Origin of the sequence: Patulibacter defluvii, from assembly GCF_034096925.1 — a bacterium.
GTDB classification, from domain to species: Bacteria; Actinomycetota; Thermoleophilia; order Solirubrobacterales; family Solirubrobacteraceae; genus Patulibacter; species Patulibacter defluvii.
In genome coordinates, this window is sequence record NZ_JAWZSQ010000008.1 from 189,444 (window position 1) to 210,631 (window position 21,188).

Genomic DNA, 21,188 nt, shown 5'->3' on the forward strand with positions numbered 1-21,188 from the left:
CGCGGAAAGGGTAGGCGGTTCAGTAGTGCAGCAGCGGGCGCTTGGGCCGCTGGCCCAGCACCGGGCGCTCCAGCTCGGGTCGCGGCTCGGCCGAGGGCGTCGCCGGATCGTCGTCGTGGCTGCGGGCGGTCGGCTCCGGCTGGTCGGTGGCGGTCATCTGCATCAGCATCGTCACGATGTAGGCGGCGCCGCCGACGACGGCCAGCAGCGCGACCACGGCCAGCCCGATGCCGACCTGGGCGCTGAGGGCCATCACGACGGTCACGACCAGGACGATCGCGGGCATCGCCACCAGCAGCCGCATCGAGCCGATGCCGGCGGGGTCGTCGGGCGGGGACAGCTCGGGCAGGGCGCGCTCGCCGGGCGGCGGGTTGCCGCCGGTCGCCGAGGGGTGGTCGCCGGTGCCCGTGCTCGCGGAGACGGAGCGGTCGAGGTTCGGGCTCATGACCGGCCGCTACCCGGCCGGCGGGAGCCGCAACCGTTCTACGATGGCCGCGTGTCCGTCCCGACCGCCAGGTCCCCGCTGGCGCTGCTGCTCGCGGTGCTGATGACGTTGGTCGCGTTGGCCGGCTGCGGCGGCGGCGAGACGACGACTGGGCCGGCGCCGGCGTCGACCACGGCGACCACCGCCACGACGACCACCAGCGGCGATCCGACGGCGCCCTACGACCGGGTCGAGGGCGGCGGACCGTCGACCGGCCGCTCGACCGCGACCCCGACCCCGACCCCGACGGGCGGGACCGGGACCACCGCGGCCCCGCCCGGGCCCTGCGCGGTGCTGCCGGGGAAGGGCCCGATCGCGCGGCTGCTGGTGCCGGGCTGCAGCGCGGCGATCGACGGGGTCGGGCAGGTGACGGCCGTCGCCCGCGACATCTCCGCCTGCCGCCCGACCGACTTCGCCTGCGGGGTGCGGACGATCGTGGCGATGCGGCCGCCGATCGAGCGGCTGATCCGCAGCGACCGTCAGCTCGAGCGGTCGCGGGCCTTCCGCCGGCTGCCGGCCCGCTGCCGGGCGGCGCTGCTGCGTCCGGCCGGCGCGCGGCGGGTGCTGCGCGAGGCGCGGGCGGGCGTCGACCGGGTCCTGCGCGCCCACCGCGCCGACGACCTGCCCCGGCTGGCGAGCGCAATGCAGCAGTTCGCCGGCGCGGCCGGGGAGCTGGCGGACGCGGTCGGCGCCACCGTCCGCCCGGCGGCGGTGCGGGAGGGGTGCGGGGTCGACCTGGGGTGAGCGAACCCCCGCGCAACCCCACCGCCCCCGCTCGGCGCCCGCGCCGGCTGCGCTAGCGTGGCCCGGGCCGCCGGCTCCGGACGCCCGGCGCGACCACCCCGAGCGACCCGGAGGACCGTGGTGCGACACGTCTCGATCATCGGCATCGGCGCCGGCGACCCCGACCAGGTGACGGTCCAGGCGATCAAGGCGATCAACGCCGTCGACGTCTTCTTCGTGATCAGCAAGGGCGCCGGCACCGACGAGCTGGTGGCGCTGCGGCGGGAGATCCTCGACCGCTACGTCGAGGGCGACGGGTACCGCACCGTCGAGCTGGTCGACCCGCCCCGCGGCCGCTCGGCCGACGCCCACCGAGCGGTCGTCGACGACTGGCGCCAGCGGCGGGCGGACCAGTGGCAGCAGGCGATCCGCGACGAGCTGGGCGAGGACGAGCGGGGGGCGTTCCTGGTCTGGGGCGACCCGGCGATCTACGACAGCACCCTCGGCGTGATCGACGACGTCCTGGCCCGCGGCGAGGTCGCCTTCGAGCACGAGGTGATCCCCGGCATCAGCAGCGTCCAGGACCTCGCCGCCCGCCACCGGATCGCCCTCAACCAGGTCGGCGGGACGATCCGGATCACCCCCGGCCGGCGGCTGGCCGAGCAGTTCGCCGACGGTGAGGACGTGGTGGTGATGCTCGACGCCCACCAGGCCTTCGCCGAGATCGACGACGACCAGGCCGAGATCTACTGGGGCGCCTCGATCGGCGCGCCCGACCAGGTCCTGATCGCCGGCCGCCTGGCCGACGTCAAGGACGAGATCGTGCGCGTCCGCGCCGCCGAGCGCGAGCGCAAGGGCTGGCTGTTCGATAGCTACCTGCTGCGGCGGCCGCGGAGGTAGCGGGGTTGGTGGCGGTCCGGCGCGGGATTGGCACCCGTCGCTAGCCTCCGTCCGTGGCCACGGTCGACATCGACGAGGCGAAGACGCAGCTCTCGCGGCTGGTCGAGCGGGCGCTGGCCGACGACTGGGACGAGCTGCCCGAGGACATGGCCCGGGCGCTCGGGATGATCGATTGACGTCAGCGCCGACCCGTGGGTCGGCGCCTACGACGTCGCGGTGCTGCGCTGACCGCCCTCACGCCCGCAGCTTGTACCCCGACCGGAACAGCCGCAGGTTGAGCAGGAAGAGCCCCGCGGTGACCACGGTCAGCAGGCCCAGCGAGAGCGCGATGTTGACCTCGGAGTAGCCGAGGAACCCGTACCGCACCAGGCCGATCATGTAGTAGACCGGGTTGAACTGGGTCAGGGTGCCGAACGGCTCCGGCAGCAGCGTCGCCGAGTAGAAGACGCCGCCGAGGAAGATCAGCGGCTGGAGCACGAAGGTCTGGGCGAACGCGACGTCGTCGAACTGCTCGGCCCGGACGCCGACCAGCACCCCGAGCTGGGCGAAGAACATCCCGACCAGGAACAGCGCCGGGATCAGGACCAGCACGTGCGCCACCGGCAGGTCGGTCAGCAGCGACGCCGCCAGGAAGGTCAGGGTCGAGATCAGCAGCCCGCGCAGGAAGCCGCCGAGCGAGAAGGCCAGCAGCAGCTCCGCGGGCGAGGCGGGGGAGGAGAGCTGGTCGTCGATCGCGCGCTGGAACTTCTGCTGCAGGATCGAGGAGGAGTTGTTCGAGAAGGCGTTGATCGCCCAGGCCATCATGATCAGGCCCGGCACGATGAAGACCACGTAGTCGAAGCCGTGGAGGGTGTCGATCCGACTGCCGAGCGCCGCGCCGAAGACGGAGATGTAGAGGAACGTCTCCAGCAGCGGGGCCCCGATCGTCTGGCGCTTGATCTTCAGGAATCTGTTGACCTCGCGCCGCAGCAGCGCCAGGAACCGGATCTGGGCGGCGCTCACTCCGACACCTCGCCGACCAGGCCGCCGCCGCGCGACAGCTCCTTGCGCCCGACCAGCTCCAGGTAGGCGTCCTCCAGGCTCGAGACGCCGTACTGCTCGGCCAGCTCGCCGCTGGTGCCCTCGGCCACGACCCGCCCCTCGTTGATGAAGGCGATCCGGTCGCAGAGCTGCTCGGCCTCCTCCAGGTAGTGCGTGGTCAGCAGGATCGTCGTCCCCTCCTGGTTGATCCGCTGCACGTAGTGCCACAGCTCCAGCCGCAGCTCGACGTCGACGCCGGCGGTCGGCTCGTCGAGGATCAGCAGCCGCGGCCGGTGCATCAGCGCCCGGGCCAGGATCAGCCGCCGCTTCATCCCGCCCGACAGCGTGCGGGTGCGGTCGTGGCGCTTGCCGCTGAGCGAGAACGCGTCGAGCAGCTCGGCGATCCGCTCCTTGCGCTCCTTGCGCGGCATCCCGAAGTAGCCGCCGTGGTAGTCGAGCGTCTCCTCGAGCGTCAGGAACCAGTCGATGTTGAGGTCCTGCGGGGCCAGGCCGACGGCGATCCGCGCCTGCTCGTAGTGGTCGACGGCGTCGTGGCCGAAGACCCGGATCGCGCCCGAGGTCGGCCGCGCCAGGCCGGTGGTGCAGTGGATCAGCGTCGACTTGCCGGCGCCGTTGGGGCCCAGCAGGCCGAAGAACTCGCCGGGCTGGATCTCGAGCGAGACGCCGCGCAGGGCCTCGGTGCCGGTCGGGTAGCGCTTGGTCAGGTCGCTGACCGCGAGCGCCGCCGTCACGCCGGGACCCTCGCGCGGGTCCTGGCGGCCGCCGGTGGACGAAGGGGTGAGGGGAGGGACATGCACCCCATGATGGCGGTTCGAGTGCGCTTGAAGTCAAGCCGCCAGCGGCGGACCGACGACGATCGTCTGCGGGTACTCGTCGGTCGCCCAGGCCGGCGGCTCGCGGCCCTCGATCCCGGCGGCCAGGCGGGCGAAGTAGCGCTCGAAGCCGCCCGGCGTGCAGACGATCAGGTACCGGGCGGGCCGATCGCTCAGGTTCGCCAGCGTGTGGACGCTGCCGGCGGGGGCGAAGACCGTCTCGCCCGGGCCGGCCGTCCGCCGCTCGTCGCCGAGCTGGAAGGTCAGCTCGCCCTCGAGGACGTGGAACGCCTCGTCGAAGTCGTGGTGGTGCAGCGGCGGGCCCGCCCAGCGCCCGGGCAGGGCGTTGCGGACGATCCCGACGCGGCCGTCGCTCTCCTCGCTGCGGACGAGGATCTCGATCGCGGCCAGCTGGTCGCTCATGGCGGTGCTCCTGGGTTCGGGGGTTCGGGGGTGGAGGTCAGACGGCGGGCCGGGCCGGGCGCGGGTCGGCGGCCGGGCGCGGCTCGGGGCGGCGGGCGCTCTGGAGCGGGACCTCGACCAGCAGCAGCGTCACCAGCAGCCCGAGCAGGGCGATCGGCGCGGCGACCACGAAGACCGCCTGGACGCCGTCGATCACCGGCGCGGCGGCCGTCGCGGCGCTGCCGGTGACGCGGGTGCCGCCGGCGTGGGCGGCGAAGACCGCGCCGAGGGCGGCCGCCCCGACCGCGCCGCCGAGCGCCCGGAAGAAGCCGGTGGTGGCGGTCGCCACGCCCAGCCGGCGGCGGTCGGTGCTGTTCTGGACCGCGACGATCAGCACCTGGCCGACCATCCCGAAGCCGAGCCCGAAGACGGCCAGCGCGACGCCGGCGGTGGTCCGCGAGGGGTGGCCGGCGACGATCGCCATCGCGGTCAGCGCGACGGTCATCAGCGCCAGGCCGGCGATCGGGAACGCCTTGTAGCGGCCGCTGCGGGCGATCAGGCGGCCGGAGACGTTGGTCGAGAGCGCGATCCCCAGCATCGCCGGGATCAGCAGCAGGCCGGCCTCGGTCGGCGACGCGCCGGTCGTCGCCTGCAGGAACAGCGGGACGAAGACGGTGATCGCGAACATCGCCGCGGTGGTCAGGAAGAGCGCGCCGCTGGCGACGGCGACGTTGCGGCTGCGCAGCAGGTCGAGCGGGACGATCGGGTCGACCGCGCGCCGCTCGCGGACCACCAGCGCGACGGCCAGCGTCACGGTCGCGGCCATCAGCCCGACGATCGTCGGCGACGACCACCCGTAGCGGTCGCCGCCCCACAGGCAGGCGAGCATCAGCGTGGTCGTGCCGCCGGCCAGCAGCGCGGCGCCGAGCAGGTCGAGCGGGGCGGCCGGGCGCTCGACCGGCGGCGACGGCAGCCGCAGCCGCAGGCCGGCGAGGGCCAGCAGCCCGACCGGCAGGTTGACGTAGAAGACCCAGCGCCAGCCGACGTGCTCGACCAGCAGCCCGCCGAGCAGCGGCCCGACGATCGTGGCGGCGGCGAAGGTGGCGGCGATGTAGCCCTGGTAGCGGCCGCGCTCGCGGGGCGCGACGAGGTCGCCGACGGCGGCCATCGCCAGCGTCATCAGGCCGCCGGCGGCGACGCCCTGGACGCCGCGGGTGACGACCAGCGCGGTGATGTCCTGGGCCAGCCCGCAGGCGGCGGAGGCGGTCAGGAAGAGGCCGAGCGCCAGCTCCAGCAGCCGCTTGCGGCCGAGCCGGTCGCCGAGCTTGCCCCACAGCGGGGTGCTGGCGGCCGCGGCGACGACGTAGGCGGTGACGACCCACGAGAGGTCGCCGAGCCGGCCGAGGTCGCCGGCGATCGTCGGCAGCGCGGTGGCGAGGATCGTCTGGTCGAGGACCGCCGGCAGCATCGCGAGCACGATCGCCGCGAACGGGATCGCGACGGCGGCGGTGGGATCGGGGGTGGACGGCGGGGTGGTGGTGGGCTGGCGCATCGGTCGCTCCTGGGACTCGGATGCGGCTAGATTAGATCTCTAACGATTAGATGTCAAACTGTGATCGACGGCGGGGCGGGCCGGCGCGATCTCGTAACCATTCGATATCGAAGTTTCGCTACGATCGGCGCATGTCCGGACCGCCCGCCGAGCCGCCGATCGGCCTTCAGCTGTCCCGCACCGCGCGGGCGGCCAGCCAGGCCTTCGAGCGCGCGCTGGCCGCGGCCGGCGGCACCACCGCCACCTGGCAGGTGCTGCTGCTGGTGCGCTCGCGCAACTGGGGCACCCAGTCGGAGCTGGCGAAGGCGATGGGGGTGACGGCGGCCACGCTCACCCACCACCTGAGCGCGCTCGAGCAGCGGGGCCTGATCGTCCGCGAGCGGCAGGCGGAGAACCGGCGGATCCAGCAGGTCGCCCTGACCGCGGCGGGCGAGGCGATGTTCGATCAGCTGCGCGGCGCGGCGCTCGCCCACGACCAGCGGCTGCGCGCGGCCCTCGACCCCGACGAGCTGACCCAGCTCCGGACCCTGCTGGCCCGCCTCGACGCCGCGCTCGCCACGCCCTGAGCGCTCGCGTGGCGGATCGCCCCCGCACGCCGGGGGTCAACCGCCACGCGAGGCGTGGGGGCGGGCGGAGGGGTCGGCTAGGGCTCGCGGTAGCGGGCGGGCGAGCCGAGGCGCCGGTAGCGGTGCCCGTAGGTCGGGCGGTAGACGTGCGAGCGGCGGTCCTGCTCGTCGTCGCGCAGCGCCGGGCCGAGCACGATCAGCGCCTGGGTGGTGATCTTCTCGGCCTTCAGCGTCGCGGCCAGCTCGTCGAGCCGGCAGCGGATGATCCGCTCGTCCGGCCACGACACCCGGTACCCGATCGCGGTCGGGGTGTCGGGCGCGTAGCCGCCCTCCAGCAGGTCGGCCTGCAGCTCGCGCGGGCGCCGGACCGACAGGTAGAGCGCCATCGTCGTGCCGTGGCGGGCGAAGTCGACCAGCTGCTCGTTGTCGGGCATCGGCACCCGCACCGCACGGCGGGTCAGGACCAGCGACTGGGCGACCTCGGGCACGGTCAGCTCCTGGCCGAGCGCCGCGGCCAGTGCCGACAGCGACCCGACCCCGGGCACGATCTCGTAGGCCAGGTCCATCCGCCGGCAGGCGTTGATCTGCTCGTGGAGCGTGGCGTAGAGCGCCGGATCGCCCGACTGCAGCCGGCAGACCGTCAGGCCCTCGACCTTCGCCCGCGAGAAGAGCGCGATCACGTCCTCGAGCGTGTGGTCGTCGCTGGTCAGCACCTCGGCGTTGGGCCGCGCGTGCTCCATCACCTCGGGCGGGACCAGGCTCCGCGGCCAGACGACGACGTCGGCCTCGCCCAGCACCCGCGCCCCGCGCAGCGTCAGCAGGTCGGCGGCGCCGGGGCCGGCGCCGACGAAGACGACGCGGCCGTCGCCGCTCACCGGACGCTCCCGGTCGCCGCGGCGGCGGCCAGCAGCCGGCCGGCGCGGGCCGCGTTCCACGGCACCACCACCAGGCTGGCGTGGAGGTCGGGCGCCGACCAGCCCTCGTGGCGGCGGCCGATCGTCCAGGCCGGGCGGCCGCCGGCGGTGACGTCGAAGGCGACCGCGGCCGACGGCTGGCCGATCCGCTTCTCCCCGATCGCGTGGACGGGGCCGTCGGCGGCGGCCATCAACTCGACCGCGGAGGGCACGCCGCCCGGTCCGGGAACGGCGGTGGCGGGAAGCAGGTCGCACATCGGGTGGCCATCGAGGGTCGTGGTCAGGTACGCGGCGCCGGCCCCCTCGGCGACGATCGGCGCACCGCGCCGGTGGAGCGCGACGACCGCATCGCGCAGGCTGGAGTTGGCGGAGAGCGCGGCGGCGTGCGGCACCGGGGCGCCGTCGCCGAGCACCAGCGCGGCGGTCCCGGCCGGCAGCGCGGCGTCGGCCACCAGGTCGACCGTCGCGACCGCGGCGCCGGCGGTGGTCAGCGCCTCGCGCAGCGCCCGCGAGGGCTCGAGCAGCGCCGGCCCGGCGGCGACGGCGACCAGCGGCCGGCTCATCGCGGCGCTCCCGCGGGGCGGGCGCGGCCGGCGGCCAGCGGCTCGCCGGTCAGGACGCCGACCGGCAGCAGCCGGGCGCCGGCGCGGTCGGCGATCCGGCGGCTGAGGCCCAGCCGCACCCGTCCCTGCTCGCTGTCGAAGACGACGACCCCGTCGGCCACCTGGCCGAGCCGCTCGGCGGCCCGCTCGGCCGCGGCCAGCCCGGCCTTGCCGCCCGACGCGCGGCCGTCGGTGACGACGACGCAGAGCGAGCGCCGCTGCGGGTCGCGGCGGCGGTGGGCGGCGACCAGCGTGGCGGCCGCGTCGAGCCCGGCGGCGAGCGGGGTGCCGCCGCCGGTCGGCAGCTGGGCCAGGCGGACGGCGGCCCGCTCGACCGAGCCGGTCGGCGGCAGCACCACCTCGGCGCGGCTGCCGCGGAAGGTCACCAGCGCCACCCGGTCGCGCCGCTGGTAGGCGTCGAGCAGCAGGCCGAGGGCGGCGTCCTTGACCGCGGCCATCCGCTTGCGGGCGCCCATCGAGCCGGAGGCGTCGACGCAGAAGGTCACCAGCGTGCCCTCGCGGCCGGCCCGGATCGGGGTCCGGTGGTCCTGGGAGGCGACGGCCAGCCGTGAGCGCTCGCCGCGGTCGCGGTCGTGGCCGACGCCGGCCGTGGTCGCGCCGCGGATCGCCGCCGCCCGCAGGGTCGCCGGCACGGCCAGCGGCTCCTCGGCGGTCTCGCGCGGGCGGACGTCGACCGGGTGGCCGTGGGCGCCCGAGGTCCGGCCGCGGCGGCCGGCGACGCCTCCGCCGCCGCGCGCCAGCTCCAGCAGCGGCGCCAGCCCGGCGGCGCCGCCGGGGGCGTCGGTCCGCTCCCGCGCGCGGGCGGAGGGATCGAAGGGCCGGTCGCCGGCGGGGGCGCCGGACGGGGGCCGCTCGGCCGTCGGGCCCGGCCCGCCGTCGTCCGCCTCCGGCGCGGCCGCCGGCTCGGGCCGGTCGTCGGAGGACGGCGGCGCCGACGCCGCGGGGCACCCGCGGTCGGGCGCGGCGGACGACGACGGCGGCGGCGCGTCCGACCCGGCCGGCGGCGGGCTGGCCGGACCGCCGGATCCGGGCCCGGGCCCGTCCTCGTCGTCGGGACCGCCGTCGGGATCGTCGCCCGGCCCGCCCGCGACCGGCGGCGGCTCGTCGTCGCGGGCCTCGTCGAGCGCGCCGTCCAGCTCCTCCGGCTCCAGCCCGGGCGGGTCGAGCGGCCCGCGCCGGCGGCGGTGGGGGAGCGTCAGCAGCAGCGCCTGGCGGACGTCCTCGTCGGTCACCTCGTCGCGGCCGTCGAGCGCGGCCAGCGCGCGAGCGCAGCGCGAGGCGACCAGGTCGGCTCGCAGGCCGTCGACCTGGAGCCGGGCGCAGGCGCCGGTGATCAGCCGCAGCATCCGCTCGCCGAGCGTCACCCGCGGCAGCAGCGCGACGGCGTCGAGGATCGTGCGGGCGACGGCCGCCTCGTCGTCGCGGAAGCGGGCGGCGAACGCCTCGGGGTCGGCCTCGAAGGCCAGCCGCCGGCGGACGACCTCGGCCCGCACCGCCGGGTCGGTCGAGCCGGCGACGGTCACCGACAGCCCGAAGCGGTCGAGCAGCTGCGGCCGCAGGTCGCCCTCCTCCGGGTTCATCGTCCCGACCAGCAGGAACCGCGCCGGGTGGCGGACGGAGACGTTGTCGCGCTCGACCACCGCCTCGCCCTGGGCGGCGGCGTCGAGCAGCACGTCGACCAGGTGGTCGCCGAGCAGGTTGACCTCGTCGACGTAGAGGATCCCGCGGTGCGCGCGGGCCAGCAGGCCGGGCTGGAGGACGGCCTCGCCCTCCTGCAGCGCGCGCTCCAGGTCGAGCGTGCCGACCACCCGGTCGACGGTCGCCCCGACCGGCAGCTCGACCAGCGGCGCCGGTCGCCGCTCGCTGCCGCTGATCGGCGCGCCGGCGCGGGCGCGCGCCTGGCGGCCGTCGGCGACCAGCGCCGCGCAGGCCGGGCACGGGCAGCGGTCGGCCTCGGCCGGGGCCGAGCCGTAGGGGCAGCCGGCGACCACGTCGACCGCCGGCAGCAGCCCCTCGAGCGCCCGCACCGCGGTGGTCTTCGCCGTTCCCCGCTCGCCCCGCACCAGCACGCCGCCGACCTCGGGCGCGACGGCGTTGATCAGGAGCGCGCGGCGGAGGTCGTCCTGGCCGACGAGCGCGGTGAAGGGGAAGCGGACGGTCGGCACGAGCCCGTGACGCTAACGGGTGCGGCGCGGCGACCGTGGGCACGTGCGCCCACCGCGGGCCGGCCCTAGCGCGGCAGCACGGCCTCGATCGCGGCGATCAGCTCGGGCGCCTCCGGCTCGGTCTTCGGGCGGAAGCGGCCGACCACCTCGCCGCCCGGCGCGAGCAGGAACTTCTCGAAGTTCCACTGGACGTCGCCGGCCTCGCCGTCGGCGTCGGCGGTCGCGGTCAGGGCGGCGTAGAGCGGGTGGCGGTCGTCGCCGTTGACGTCGCTCTTCTCCAGCAGCGGGAAGCTGACCCCGTAGGTGGTCGAGCAGAAGGTGGCGATCTCCTCGGCGCTGCCCGGCTCCTGGCCGGCGAACTGGTTGCTGGGGACGCCGATCACCTGCAGGCCGCGGTCGCCGTAGGTCTGCTGCAGCCGCTCGAGCCCGGCGTACTGCGGGGTCAGGCCGCAGCGCGAGGCGACGTTGACGATCAGCAGCACCTTGTCGGCGTGGTCGGCGAGCGAGGTGGGCTCGCCGGCGAGGGTGCGGACGGGCGTGTCGAGCAGCGGCATCCGCCCACCCTACGCCGCCGCCGGCGCGACCCCGGCGGATCGCCCGCGAACGGCCCGCGACAAAAGGTACGTGCGCTGTACCACAGAAAGCCGATCTGCTTTTCTGTAATTATCTCCCGTCCGCCCGTGATCCAGGTCGAGTCCCTCCGCAAGACGTTCCGCCGCGACGGCCACGACGTGGTCGTGCTCGACGACGTCTCGCTGACCGTCGAGGCCGGCCGGATCGCCGGCGTGATCGGCCCCAGCGGCGCCGGCAAGAGCACGCTCGCGCGGACGATCAACCTGCTGGAGCGGCCGACCTCGGGAACGGTCGTCGTCGCCGGCCAGGAGCTGACGCGGCTGCGCGAGCGCGAGCTGCAGGCCGCCCGCCGCCGGATCGGCACGATCTTCCAGTCGGCCAGCCTGCTGAGCGCGCGGACGGTCAGCGGCAACGTCGCGCTGCCGCTGGAGCTGGCCGGCATCGGTCGCGCCGAGCGCCGCCGCCGCGTCGCCGAGCTGGTCGAGCGGGTCGGCCTGACCCACCACGCCGACGCCTACCCGGCGCAGCTCTCCGGCGGCCAGCGGCAGCGGGTCGGGATCGCCCGCGCGCTGGCGCTGCGGCCCGACGTGCTGCTCTCCGACGAGGCGACCTCCGGTCTCGACCCCGAGACCACGCGCACGATCCTGGCCCTGCTCCGCGAGCTGCGCGACGACCTCGGCCTGACGATCCTCCTGATCACCCACGAGATGGACGTCGTCCGCGACGTCTGCGACGAGGTCACGCTGCTGCGCGACGGGCGGGTGGTCGAGTCCGGTCCGCTGCAGCGGCTGGTGACGACGCCGGACTCCGTGCTCGGCCGCGGCCTGGTGCCCGAGCGGCCGATCGGCGCCGCCGGTGCCGGCCGCGAGAGCTGGCGGATCGGCTACGCCCGCGCCGACGTCGATCCGGCCTGGCTGGCCACGCTCCAGGCCGAGCTGGACGCCCCGATCGAACTGCTGGGCGCCGCGGTCGAGGCGATCGACGGCCGCCCGGCCGGGCACGTGACGATCGCGCTGCCGGCCGGCGGCCCCGACCTGCGGGCGCTGCTCGCCGGCCGCGGGCTCGACGCGCGGCGGATCGACGGCGACGCGGCGGCCGCGGCGGCCGACCGGCTGGCGGCCGCCGCCGCCGGCGATCCGCTGGCCGTCGCCGCCGAGGGGGCCGATCGATGAGCGCGCTCGCCGCCAGCACCCCCTGGGGCGAGATCTGGCCGCTGCTCTGGCCGGCGCTCCAGGACACGCTGAAGATGGTCGTGATCGCGACCGCCATCACCGGTCTGCTCGGGATCCCGCTCGGCGTGCTGCTGCACGTCACCGCGCCCGGCGGCCTGCGGCCGCTGCGGCCGGTCAACGCCGCCGTCGGGCTGGTGGTCGGGGTCGGTCGCTCGGTGCCGTTCATCGTCCTGCTGGCGGCGATCATCCCCTTCACCCGGCTGGTGGTCGGCACCTCGCTCGGGACCAGCGCGGTGATCGTGCCGCTGGTCGTGGCGCTGGTGCCGTTCTACGCGCGGGTGGTCGAGCAGAGCCTGCGCGAGGTCCCCGGCGAGCTGGTCGAGATGGCCCGCGCGTCGGGCGCCTCGCGGCTCCAGACCGTCCGCAAGGTGCTGCTGCCCGAGGCGGTGCCGGGCCTGATCGGCGGCCTGACGATCACGCTGGTGGCGATCGTCGGCTTCTCGGCGATGGGCGGCGCCGTCGGCGGCGGCGGCCTCGGGGCGCTCGCGATCGACTACGGCTACAACCGCTTCGACGGCAACGTGATGCTGGCGACGGTGGTGCTGCTCGTGGTGATCGTCCAGATCTTCCAGTTCGCCGGCGACCTGCTGGTCCGCCGGTTCTCCCACCGATGACCCTCCACCGGAGCATCTCCATGCCACGACGCATCCGACCGCTGCTGATCCTCGTCCTGGCCCTCGTGGCCGCCCTCGGCCTGGTCGCCTGCGGCAGCGACGACTCCGGCGATTCCGGCTCGTCCGCCGACGCCCCGCTGAAGGTCGGCGTCAGCCCCGTGCCCCACGGCGAGATCCTCGACTTCGTGAAGAAGGAGCTGGCCCCGAAGGCCGGCCTGAAGCTCGACGTCGTCAGCTACGACGACTACGTGCAGCCGAACGTGGCGCTGCAGGAGGGCAAGCTCGACGCCAACTACTTCCAGCACGTGCCGTACCTGGAGTCGCAGCAGAAGGACAACCCCTCGTACGGCGACCTGGTGGCGCTGAAGCCGGTCCACCTGGAGCCGCTCGGCGTCTACTCGAAGAAGCTGAAGGAGATCGGCCAGGTGCCGAACGGCGGGACCGTGACGCTGTCGAACGACCCGGCCAACGAGGCCCGCGGCCTGAAGCTGCTGCAGCAGGCGGGCCTGATCACGCTGAAGCCGGGCGCCGGGCTGGAGGCGACGCCGAAGGACATCGCCGAGAACCCCAAGGACCTGAAGTTCCAGACGATCGCCCCGGCCAACCTGCCGCGGACGCTCGACGACGCCGACCTGGCCGTGATCAACGGCAACTACGCGATCGAGGCCAAGCTCTCGCCGGCCAAGGACGCGCTGGTGCTGGAGTCGGCGAAGGACAACCCCTACGCCAACCTGGTCGTCGTCAAGAAGCAGAACGTCGACGACCCGCGGGTGAAGAAGCTCGAGCAGCTGCTGCACTCGCCCGAGGTCCGCAAGTTCATCGAGGACAAGTACCAGGGGTCGGTGATCCCGGCCTTCTGAACCGGCCGCGGCGGCGGACCTACTCGCCAGTAGCGTTCTTGGCTACGGGGGAGTAGGATCCGCCGCATGTCGAAGAGCGTCACGGGCAAGGTCGTCCTGATCACGGGTGCGTCGCGGGGGATCGGGGCCGAGACGGCCCGGATCCTGGCGCGGCGCGGCGCGAAGCTGTCGCTGGTCGGGCTCGAGCCCGAGCGGCTGCGCGAGCTGGCCGCCGAGCTCGGCGCCGGGCACGTCTGGTTCGAGGCCGACGTGACCGACCAGGCGTCGATCGAGGCGACGGTCGCCGGCACGGTCGAGGCGCTCGGCGGGATCGACGTGGTGGTGGCCAACGCCGGCATCGCCAACAACGGCACCGTCGCGATCAACCCGGCCGACGCGCTGGTGCGGACGATCGACGTCAACCTCAACGGCGTCATCCGGACGGTCAGCGCGGCGCTGCCCCACGTGACCGAGCGCAGGGGCTACGTGCTGGTGGTCGCCTCGCTCGCCGCCTTCACGGTGATGCCCGGGATGGCCGCCTACTGCGCGTCGAAGGCCGGTGCCGAGCAGTTCGCCAACGCGCTGCGGCTGGAGGTCGCCCACAAGGGGGTCAAGGTCGGCAGCGCCCACCCCTCGTGGATCGACACCGACCTCGTCCGCGACGTCGAGAAGGACCTCTCGACCTTCCGCGACGCCCGCTCGAAGCTGCCCGGCCCGCTCGGCTCGACGACCTCGGTCGAGGCCTGCGCGACCGCCTTCGCCGACGGCATCGCCAAGCGCAAGCGGCGGATCTACGTGCCCCGCTCGCTGGCCGTCGTCCAGGCCCTGCGGACGATCGTCATCAGCCCGCTGAGCGACATCGGCCTCAAGCTCCAGGCCCGCAAGATGGTTCCCCAGCTGGAGGCCGAGGTCGCCGCCCTGGGCCGCTCGTTCAGCACCACCACGGTCGCCGCCGGCGGCGACGAGCGGGTCACGGTGGCCCAGGCCGAGGCCCGCCGCGAGGCCGCCGCGGACGCCGTGTCGGTCGCGGCGTCCAGCGAGGTCGGCTGAGGCCGCTGGACGATCATTCGGGGGACGCGCCGGATCCCGCGGCCCAGCCGCGGGACGCCGTCCACCGGAGCCGTGCCGCGGGCCGTCGCGCTTGACGGACGCGGCCCGACTGTTCACGCTGCCCCGGGTCCATGCGCGTCGCCCTCCCATCCCCGCCCCAGCTGATCCCGAAGATCGAGCGGGCGCTCGACGCCGTGATCGCGCTCGAGCGGACCCTGCGGACGCTGCCCGACGAGATCCGCGCGCTCCAGGTCGAGCTGGCGATCCTGACCGAGGTCCGCGACGACATGAAGGGGATGCGCTCCGACATGCGGGACGTGATCGCCTCGGTCGAGGGCCTGCGGAGCGAGATCGCCGGGCTCCAGCCGGACAACCTGCGGCGGGCCGTGGTCGGGATGAGCGGCGGCGTCGGCCGGATGGAGGAGGCGGTCTCGCCGCTCGCCGACGTCCTCGCCGGGGTCGAGAAGAGCATCGGCGAGATGAGCGAGTCGCTGGTCCAGATCGACCGGATCGCCCGGCGCTTCGCCAACCCGCTGCGGCGCCGCTCGCGCATCCGCGGGGCGGCCGACGAGGGCGGCGGCGACGCGCTCGAGGGCGGATCGGCTGACGATCCCGAGGGCGAGAACGGCCTCGACGCCGGCGAGGCGACCGGCCTGGCCGGGATCGATTCGCCCCGGTCCCCGAGCTGACGGCGGGGAGCGCTCAGCGGCCGCGGACCGCGTGGACGCCGACCTCGGTCGGCACGCCCTTGGCCCGGAACCGCCGCCGGCGCTTGGCCACCACCCGCTCGGGATCGAGCAGCTCGACCGCGCGGTCGGAGGCCAGCAGCTCGCCGGTGCCCGCCGCCTCGGCGACCCGCGCCGCGATGTTGACGTCGATCCCCAGGTAGTCGCTGCCGACCCGCCGCGGACGCCCGTGGTGCATGCCGGCGCGGATCCGCGGCTGGTAGCCGGCGACCTCGATCGCGCCCAGCCGCTCGTGCCCCTCCTCGACGGCGGCCAGCGCGTCGGCCGGCTGCCGGAAGACGGCCATCATCCCGTCGCCCAGCCACTTCACCACCCGGCCGTGGTGGCGGCCGACGGCCGGGTCGAGGACCGCCGCGACCTCGCGCAGGAGCAGCAGCGTCGCCTGGTCGCCCGCCTCCAGCGCCCAGCGCGAGAAGCCGACCAGGTCGGTGAAGAGGACGGTCAGCTCGACGTCGCCGCGGCCGCGGCCGCTCGACTCGGCGGCCGCCTGCCAGACCTGCAGCGCGCCGAGCCCGAGCTCGTGGAGGACGCCACCGCGCTGCTGGCCGGCGAGCCGCGCGATCTGCCGCCGCAGCGCCGCCGAACCGTGGGCCTCGCCCGTCTCCGCCGTCGACAGCGGGTCGCCGAAGCGGCTGTCGCCCGGTAGCCGGTTGCGGAGCGTGGAGACGGCGCCGAGCAGCCGCTCGCTGTCGTTCAGCGCCCGCAGCCGCCCGACCACGCCGCCGGCCGCGGCCGCCGCCGCGGGGGCCGATCGGGCGACCGCCGAGCCGGGCGCGGGCGGCGATCCCTCGTCCGCCTCCGGCGTTGCGGCGTCGGGATCGGGCAGGGGAGTGCGCGGAGGCTCCTCGGCCGGCGGCTCGGGCATCGGCACGGACCCTTGCACACCGGCGGGCCGATCACGAGATCGGGGATGAAACCGCGGCCCGACCGTGTTAGGTTCAACGCAGTGCCGGTCGTCGCAGCGCGACGCCGAACGACGCTCACTCCTCGCTAGGGGTGGACGACGGAGACGAACGCGGGGGGGGGTCTCTCCTACGGCGACGGGCATGACGAGCATCGGTGCACCGTCATCGGAACGTCCCCCTACGTTCCCACGGCGCGCGCCCGCCCGATCGCCACGTCACAAGGAGGCTTTCGCATGCGCGAGAGCACCAGCGGCCGTGAGCAGCGCGACATGCAGCTGCTGCGCCGTTACCACCGTCAGCACGACCCCGCCGACCGGGAGCAGATGGTCCATCGCGGCCTGCCCCTGGTCCGCTCGCTCGCCCGTCCCTACGCGGGCAAGGGCGAGCAGCTGGAGGACCTGGTCCAGGTCGGCTGCGTCGGGCTGCTGAAGGCCATCGATCGCTTCGATCCCTACGCGGGCACGCGCTTCGTGACCTTCGCCGCCCCCAACATCACCGGCGAGATCAAGCGCCACTTCCGCGACCACTGCTGGTCGGTCCACGTCCCGCGCGGGATCCAGGAGCTGGACGCGCGGGTCAACCGCGCCGCCGAGCGGATCGCGGCCGACCGCGGCCGCACCGCCACCACCGAGGAGATCGCCCAGCACCTGGCCGTCGACCCGGCCCAGGTCGAGGAGGCGGTCCGCGGCGGCCAGGGCTACCGGCCGCTGTCGCTCGACCACCCCGCCGGCGAGGCCCGCGAGGCGCTCGACCTCTGCGGCGAGGACGAGGACGGCTTCGCCGCGGTCGAGCGGCGGCAGCTGCTCTGGTCAGCCTGCGAGGCGCTCGACGAGCGCGAGCGCGAGGTCGTCCTGCTGCGGTTCTTCGACGGCCGTCTCCAGCGCGAGATCGCCGAGCGGCTCGGCGTCTCCCAGATGCAGGTCTCGCGGATCCTGCGGCGGGCGCTGGAGCGGATGCGGGCGGCGCTCGACGCCCGCGACGCCGACGCCGAGCTCGGCCCGGCGTCGAGCGGGCCGCAGGTCGCCGCGGGGGCGGGCACGTGAGCGGCGACGATCCCCGCGAGGGCCGGCTCTCCGAGGCGCCGCCGCCCCAGCGCCAGTCGCAGCCCGGCCGCGAGCACGAGATGGAGCCGCGGCCGGCGCCCCGCGCCGAGGACCGGCGCGGGTCGGGGCGGCTGCGCGAGCGGGCGGTCCTGATCTCCGGCGGCGACAGCGGGATCGGCCGCGCGGTCGCGGTCGCCGTCGCCCGCGAGGGCGCCGACGTGGCCCTCCTCTACCGCTCGCAGGAGGAGGACGACGACGCCCGCGAGACCGTCCGGCTGGTCGGCGAGGAGGGCCGCACGGCGGTCTGCGTCCGTGGCGACGTCGGCGACGTCGGGGTCGAGGAGCAGGCGGTCGCGACGGCGATCGAGGCCTTCGGACGGCTCGACGTGCTGGTCAACAACGCCGGCGAGCAGCACGTCCAGGAGCGGCTGGAGGACGTCACCCCCGAGCAGGTCGAGCGGACCTTCAGGACCAACGTCTTCGGGATGTTCGGCCTGACGCGGGCGGCGCTGCCGCACCTGCGGGCCGGCTCGACGATCGTCAACACGACCTCGGTGACCGCCTACGCCGGCCACCCGGCGCTGGTCGACTACGCGGCGACGAAGGGCGCGATCGTGGCCTTCACCCGCTCGCTGGCGCTGCAGCTGGCCGACCGCGGCGTGCGGGTCAACGCGGTCGCGCCGGGGTCGATCTGGACCCCGCTGATCCCGGCCACCTTCGACCGCGAGCACGTCGAGCGGTTCGGCGAGGACGTGCCGCTCGGCCGTCCCGGCCAGCCGCAGGAGGTCGCCGAGTGCTTCGTCTTCCTGGCCTGCGACGACAGCTCGTACATGACCGGCCAGGTGCTGCACCCGAACGGCGGCCGGATCGTCGGCGGCTGAGCGCCGGCCCGGGTCAGAACGCCCCCGAGCTGAGGCCCGGGGGCGGCTCGGGGCCATCCGGCCTGGGCGGCTCGTCGTCGAGCAGGAAGACCTCGGCCGAGACGTCGGCGCGGGTGTCGATCCCGCTGACGAAGGCCCGCACCCGGCGGCCGGTGGCCGCCTCGACCGGGCGCTTCAGCTCGTCCTCGGTCGCGTACTGGAAGAAGAGCCGGACGTCGCGCAGCCGCTGGTACTCGCCCAGCTCGACCAGCCGCCGCTCGGCCGGCGTCTGGGTGTCCTCGAGCACGCAGACGACGGTGTCGGGGCCGGCGAAGAAGGTCCGGACCTTGGTCGGGCCGCGGCCGAACTGCGACTTGTAGATCTGCGCCATCGCGTTCGAGATCGACTGCAGCGGACTCTCGTGGTTCTCCGTGTAGACGGAGTCGGGTGGATGCACGGAGGCTCAGTCCCTGGGACGCGGATGCTGGACCGGGGCCGGCCGATCGCCCTCGCCCGCGGGGGGCGACGGCTCGCCGGGCCAGTGGCCCTCGCGTTCCAGGGTACGCCTCGCGGCCCGCTCGTGGTCACGATCTCGCTGACTGCCGATCGCGAGCCGGATGATCCGGTCGGTCACGAAGGCGATCACCGCGACCGCGGCGAAGATCCCCGCCAGGCCGGACGAGCCGGCGATCAGGGCGACGACGGCCGCCGCCAGCAGCGCCAGCGGCAGGCCGACGCGGGCGAACCAGCGCCCGTCCCGTCCCGGTCCCGAGCCGGCTGCCGGCTCGGGACGCGGGTGGGGGGGATCGGCGGAACGGGACACTCCATCCACCCGTACCCGCGGCGACGGAGCGCCAAACCGGCGCCGGTCAGCGGAGCACGGCGCCGGCCAGCCGCTGGCGCTCGTGCTCGATCCGGTCGTGCTGGTCCTCGGCCCGGGCCACCAGCCGCGGCAGGTCGACCGCCGCCAGTCGCGGGTCGTCGAGCTGCTGGAGCGCGCGCCACAGGCAGCGCTTGCCCTGGACGGCGATCGCCAGCCCCTCCAGCTCGACCAGGCTCGACAGCGGCGAGCGGCGCAGCAGCCGGCCGTTCGGCTTCAGCCGCCCGAGCTGCTCGGCGGCGACGGCGGCGGCCTGCTTGAGCGGGTCGCGGCGGACGCCGAGCAGGTCCATCGTCCGCTCCAGCTCGCCCTTGTCGGCCTCGATCTCGTCGGCGATCCGGGTCAGGGTCCGGCCACGCTCGTCGGCCTGGGCGTCGCGGGCGCGGCGGGCCAGGCGGGCGCCGCCGGTCGACGCGGCGAGGTGGTCGTTCAGGTAGATGGCCAGCGGGCGCATCGCGGTCCTCCGGGGTCGTGGTTCGGGTCAGCGGTGGCGCAGCTCGGCGAGCTTGCCCCGCAGCGTCTGGCGGACGATCCGGCTGGCGGCGGGGTCGCCGCGCAGCAGCGCGCGGCCGAGCCCCTGGGCCATCTCCAGCCGCACGTGCGGGGGCAGCGGCGGCACCTCCGGATCGGTCCGGACCTGCAGCAGCACCGGTCCCTCGGCGGCCAGCGCGCGGTCCCAGGCGCCGGCGACGTCCTCGGGCCGGTCGACGAGGATCCCCTCGAGCCCGATCAGCCGCGCGTAGCCGGCGTAGTCGAACGGCGGCAGCGTCTGCGACGCCTCGAGCTTCGCGTCGCCGGCCATCACCCGCTGCTCCCAGGTGACCTGGTTGAGGTCGCCGTTGTCGAGCACGCAGATCACCAGCCGCGGGTCGCGCCAGCGGTCGCGGTAGCGGGCGACGTCGATCAGGGCGTTGATCCCGAGCATCTGCATCGCGCCGTCGCCGATCACCGCCACCACCGGCCGGTCGGGCAGCGCCAGCTTGGCCGCCAGCGCGTAGGGCACCGCCGGGCACATCGTCGCGAGGGTGCCGGAGAGGATCGCCTCCATCCCCGGCCGCAGCTTCAGGTGCCGGGCCCACCAGTCGGTGCTCGACCCGGAGTCGGCGGTCAGCACGCAGCCGTCGGGCAGCCGCGGGCTCAGCTCGTGGAAGACCAGCCGCGGGTTGATCGGCTCGGCGGGCTGGTGGGCCTGCTCCTCGAGCGCCGTCCACCAGGCGTCGACGTGGCCGGCGATCTCGTCGCGCCACGAGCGGTCGTCGTTGCGGCGCAGCAGCGGCAGCAGCGCGGCGAGGGTGGCGGCGGCGTCGCCGACCAGGTCGACCTCGGTCGGGTAGCGGTTGCCGACCCGGCGGCCGTCGACGTCGATCTGGACGGCGCGGGCCTGGCCCGGCTCGGGCAGCCACTCGCTGTAGGGGAAGCCGGTGCCGACCAGCAGCAGCGTGTCGCAGCCCTCCATCAGCTCGTAGCTCGGGCGCGTCCCCAGCAGCCCGATCGAGCCGGTCACCCACGGCAGGTCGTCGGGCAGCACCGCGCGGCCGTTGAGGGCCTTGGCGACGCCGGCGCCGAGCCGCTCGGCGACCGCGGTCAGCTCGTCGGCGGCGTCCTTCGCCCCGCGACCGGCGAGGATCGCCACCCGCTCGCCGCCGTTCAGCAGGTCGGCCGCCGCCTCCAGCGCCCCGCGGCCCGGGATCGGCGCGGTCGGCTCGCGGTGGTCGGGGGAGGAGAACGTCGCCCCGTGGACGCGGCCCGGCGGGTCGAAGCGCTCCTCCTGGACGTCCGACGGCAGCACCAGGCAGGTCGGGGAGCGGGTCGCGCGGGCGATCCGCAGCGCCCGGTCGACCAGGTGCGGGGCCTGGGCCGGGGTCATGCAGGTCTGGACGAACTCGCCGGCGACGTCCTTGAAGAGCGACGGCAGGTCGACCTCCTGCTGATAGTCGGAGCCGAGCGAGATCCGGGCCTGCTGGCCGACGATCGCCAGCACCGGCTGGCGGTCGAGCTTGGCGTCGTAGAGCCCGTTCAGCAGGTGGATCGCGCCGGGACCGGAGGTGGCCGCGCAGACGCCGACCTCGCCGGTCAGCTTGGCGTGGGCGCAGGCCGCGAGGGCGGCGATCTCCTCGTGACGGGTCTGGATCAGCTCGACGCCGGCGACCTGGTGGAAGGCGCCGAAGAAGCCGTTGATCCCGTCGCCGGGGTAGCCGTAGATCCGCCGCACGCCGGAGTCGTGCAGCCGCTGGAGCAGGAACTCGCCGGTGGTCGTCGTCATG

25 protein-coding genes are annotated in these 21,188 nt (G+C 75.2%); 11 read left to right on the forward strand and 14 right to left on the reverse strand.

Translation table 11 applies throughout. The features are described from left to right. Positions 1-19: 19 nt before the first annotated feature. Positions 20-445, reverse strand: coding sequence for a hypothetical protein (locus tag SH587_RS11030; RefSeq protein WP_320670663.1), 426 nt, complete (start codon positions 443-445; stop codon positions 20-22). A gap of 51 nt (positions 446-496) precedes the next feature. On the opposite strand from SH587_RS11030, the gene SH587_RS11035 reads away from it, so the two are divergent. The 3 genes from SH587_RS11035 to SH587_RS11045 all read left to right on the forward strand — a co-directional run bounded on the left by SH587_RS11035 (position 497) and on the right by SH587_RS11045 (position 2,283). Further along, complete coding sequence (locus SH587_RS11035; protein ID WP_320670664.1) at positions 497-1,228, forward strand: hypothetical protein; 732 nt, start codon at positions 497-499, stop codon at positions 1,226-1,228. 120 nt (positions 1,229-1,348) lie between these two features. Continuing rightward, positions 1,349-2,107, forward strand: a complete 759-nt coding sequence (gene cobF, locus SH587_RS11040; RefSeq protein WP_320670665.1) for a precorrin-6A synthase (deacetylating) — start codon at positions 1,349-1,351, stop codon at positions 2,105-2,107. Between the two features lie 53 nt (positions 2,108-2,160). Then, entirely contained in the window at positions 2,161-2,283 is a 123-nt protein-coding gene (locus SH587_RS11045; protein ID WP_320670666.1) for a hypothetical protein, read from the forward strand. A 58-nt stretch (positions 2,284-2,341) separates the two neighbouring features. Here SH587_RS11045 and SH587_RS11050 read toward each other — a convergent pair whose 3' ends face one another. From SH587_RS11050 to SH587_RS11065, 4 genes are all read right to left on the reverse strand, one after another. Then, entirely contained in the window at positions 2,342-3,109 is a 768-nt protein-coding gene (locus tag SH587_RS11050; RefSeq protein WP_320670667.1) for an ABC transporter permease, read from the reverse strand. Beyond that, positions 3,106-3,879 (reverse strand): ABC transporter ATP-binding protein, encoded by a 774-nt coding sequence (locus SH587_RS11055; RefSeq protein ID WP_320670668.1) that lies wholly within the window; start codon positions 3,877-3,879, stop codon positions 3,106-3,108. The genes SH587_RS11050 and SH587_RS11055 overlap by 4 nt, the downstream gene beginning before the upstream one ends. A gap of 96 nt (positions 3,880-3,975) precedes the next feature. Beyond that, a complete protein-coding gene (locus tag SH587_RS11060) occupies positions 3,976-4,383 on the reverse strand; it encodes a cupin domain-containing protein (RefSeq protein WP_320670669.1) in 408 nt (135 codons plus the stop codon). Positions 4,384-4,420: 37 nt separating this feature from the next. Beyond that, positions 4,421-5,914 carry an MFS transporter gene (locus SH587_RS11065; RefSeq protein ID WP_320670670.1) on the reverse strand — a complete coding sequence of 498 codons (1,494 nt, stop codon included), beginning with the start codon at positions 5,912-5,914 and terminating at the stop codon, positions 4,421-4,423. A gap of 131 nt (positions 5,915-6,045) precedes the next feature. Between SH587_RS11065 and SH587_RS11070 the strand changes: the two genes are divergently transcribed. Then, positions 6,046-6,480 (forward strand): MarR family winged helix-turn-helix transcriptional regulator, encoded by a 435-nt coding sequence (locus SH587_RS11070; protein WP_320670671.1) that lies wholly within the window; start codon positions 6,046-6,048, stop codon positions 6,478-6,480. A gap of 77 nt (positions 6,481-6,557) precedes the next feature. Here the strand turns inward: SH587_RS11070 and cobM are convergent, their stop codons facing one another. The 4 genes from cobM to SH587_RS11090 form a co-directional block, all read right to left on the reverse strand. Further along, positions 6,558-7,355 carry a precorrin-4 C(11)-methyltransferase gene (cobM, locus tag SH587_RS11075; protein WP_320670672.1) on the reverse strand — a complete coding sequence of 266 codons (798 nt, stop codon included), beginning with the start codon at positions 7,353-7,355 and terminating at the stop codon, positions 6,558-6,560. Continuing rightward, positions 7,352-7,957, reverse strand: a complete 606-nt coding sequence (locus SH587_RS11080; protein WP_320670673.1) for a hypothetical protein — start codon at positions 7,955-7,957, stop codon at positions 7,352-7,354. Before SH587_RS11080 ends, cobM begins: the two co-directional genes overlap by 4 nt. After that, on the reverse strand, positions 7,954-10,182 hold the full coding sequence (locus tag SH587_RS11085; RefSeq protein ID WP_320670674.1) for a VWA domain-containing protein: 2,229 nt from the start codon (positions 10,180-10,182) through the stop codon (positions 7,954-7,956). The genes SH587_RS11080 and SH587_RS11085 overlap by 4 nt, the downstream gene beginning before the upstream one ends. A gap of 65 nt (positions 10,183-10,247) precedes the next feature. Then, the gene (locus SH587_RS11090; RefSeq protein WP_320670675.1) at positions 10,248-10,736 is read right to left on the reverse strand and encodes a glutathione peroxidase; all 489 of its coding nucleotides are present in this window, start codon (positions 10,734-10,736) and stop codon (positions 10,248-10,250) included. Between the two features lie 126 nt (positions 10,737-10,862). Between SH587_RS11090 and SH587_RS11095 the strand changes: the two genes are divergently transcribed. From SH587_RS11095 to SH587_RS11115, 5 genes are all read left to right on the forward strand, one after another. Beyond that, entirely contained in the window at positions 10,863-11,927 is a 1,065-nt protein-coding gene (locus SH587_RS11095) for a methionine ABC transporter ATP-binding protein (protein WP_320670676.1), read from the forward strand. Then, positions 11,924-12,601, forward strand: coding sequence for a methionine ABC transporter permease (locus tag SH587_RS11100; RefSeq protein WP_320670677.1), 678 nt, complete (start codon positions 11,924-11,926; stop codon positions 12,599-12,601). The genes SH587_RS11095 and SH587_RS11100 overlap by 4 nt, the downstream gene beginning before the upstream one ends. A 20-nt stretch (positions 12,602-12,621) precedes the next feature. Continuing rightward, positions 12,622-13,461 carry a MetQ/NlpA family ABC transporter substrate-binding protein gene (locus SH587_RS11105; protein ID WP_320670678.1) on the forward strand — a complete coding sequence of 280 codons (840 nt, stop codon included), beginning with the start codon at positions 12,622-12,624 and terminating at the stop codon, positions 13,459-13,461. 66 nt (positions 13,462-13,527) lie between these two features. Then, positions 13,528-14,490, forward strand: a complete 963-nt coding sequence (locus SH587_RS11110) for an SDR family oxidoreductase (RefSeq protein ID WP_320670679.1) — start codon at positions 13,528-13,530, stop codon at positions 14,488-14,490. Between the two features lie 131 nt (positions 14,491-14,621). Next, positions 14,622-15,179, forward strand: a complete 558-nt coding sequence (locus SH587_RS11115) for a hypothetical protein (protein WP_320670680.1) — start codon at positions 14,622-14,624, stop codon at positions 15,177-15,179. Positions 15,180-15,192: 13 nt separating this feature from the next. Here SH587_RS11115 and SH587_RS11120 read toward each other — a convergent pair whose 3' ends face one another. Further along, a complete protein-coding gene (locus SH587_RS11120; RefSeq protein ID WP_320670681.1) occupies positions 15,193-16,101 on the reverse strand; it encodes an adenylate/guanylate cyclase domain-containing protein in 909 nt (302 codons plus the stop codon). 273 nt (positions 16,102-16,374) lie between these two features. Between SH587_RS11120 and SH587_RS11125 the strand changes: the two genes are divergently transcribed. Together SH587_RS11125 and SH587_RS11130 are read left to right on the forward strand one after the other, a co-directional pair. Then, positions 16,375-17,184 (forward strand): SigB/SigF/SigG family RNA polymerase sigma factor, encoded by an 810-nt coding sequence (locus SH587_RS11125; protein WP_320670682.1) that lies wholly within the window; start codon positions 16,375-16,377, stop codon positions 17,182-17,184. An 80-nt stretch (positions 17,185-17,264) separates the two neighbouring features. Then, the gene (locus SH587_RS11130) at positions 17,265-18,065 is read left to right on the forward strand and encodes a glucose 1-dehydrogenase (RefSeq protein WP_375341756.1); all 801 of its coding nucleotides are present in this window, start codon (positions 17,265-17,267) and stop codon (positions 18,063-18,065) included. Positions 18,066-18,078: 13 nt separating this feature from the next. Here the strand turns inward: SH587_RS11130 and SH587_RS11135 are convergent, their stop codons facing one another. The 4 genes from SH587_RS11135 to SH587_RS11150 are packed head-to-tail and all read right to left on the reverse strand — an operon-like array spanning position 18,079 to position 21,187. Next, complete coding sequence (locus SH587_RS11135; RefSeq protein ID WP_320670684.1) at positions 18,079-18,501, reverse strand: Na-translocating system protein MpsC family protein; 423 nt, start codon at positions 18,499-18,501, stop codon at positions 18,079-18,081. A gap of 6 nt (positions 18,502-18,507) precedes the next feature. Then, a complete protein-coding gene (locus SH587_RS11140; RefSeq protein WP_320670685.1) occupies positions 18,508-18,867 on the reverse strand; it encodes a hypothetical protein in 360 nt (119 codons plus the stop codon). Between the two features lie 46 nt (positions 18,868-18,913). After that, on the reverse strand, positions 18,914-19,378 hold the full coding sequence (locus tag SH587_RS11145; RefSeq protein ID WP_320670686.1) for a hypothetical protein: 465 nt from the start codon (positions 19,376-19,378) through the stop codon (positions 18,914-18,916). A gap of 27 nt (positions 19,379-19,405) precedes the next feature. Then, positions 19,406-21,187: a thiamine pyrophosphate-requiring protein gene (locus SH587_RS11150; protein WP_320670687.1), complete on the reverse strand. Its 1,782-nt coding sequence runs from the start codon at positions 21,185-21,187 to the stop codon at positions 19,406-19,408. Between the last annotated feature and the right edge of the window lies 1 nt (position 21,188).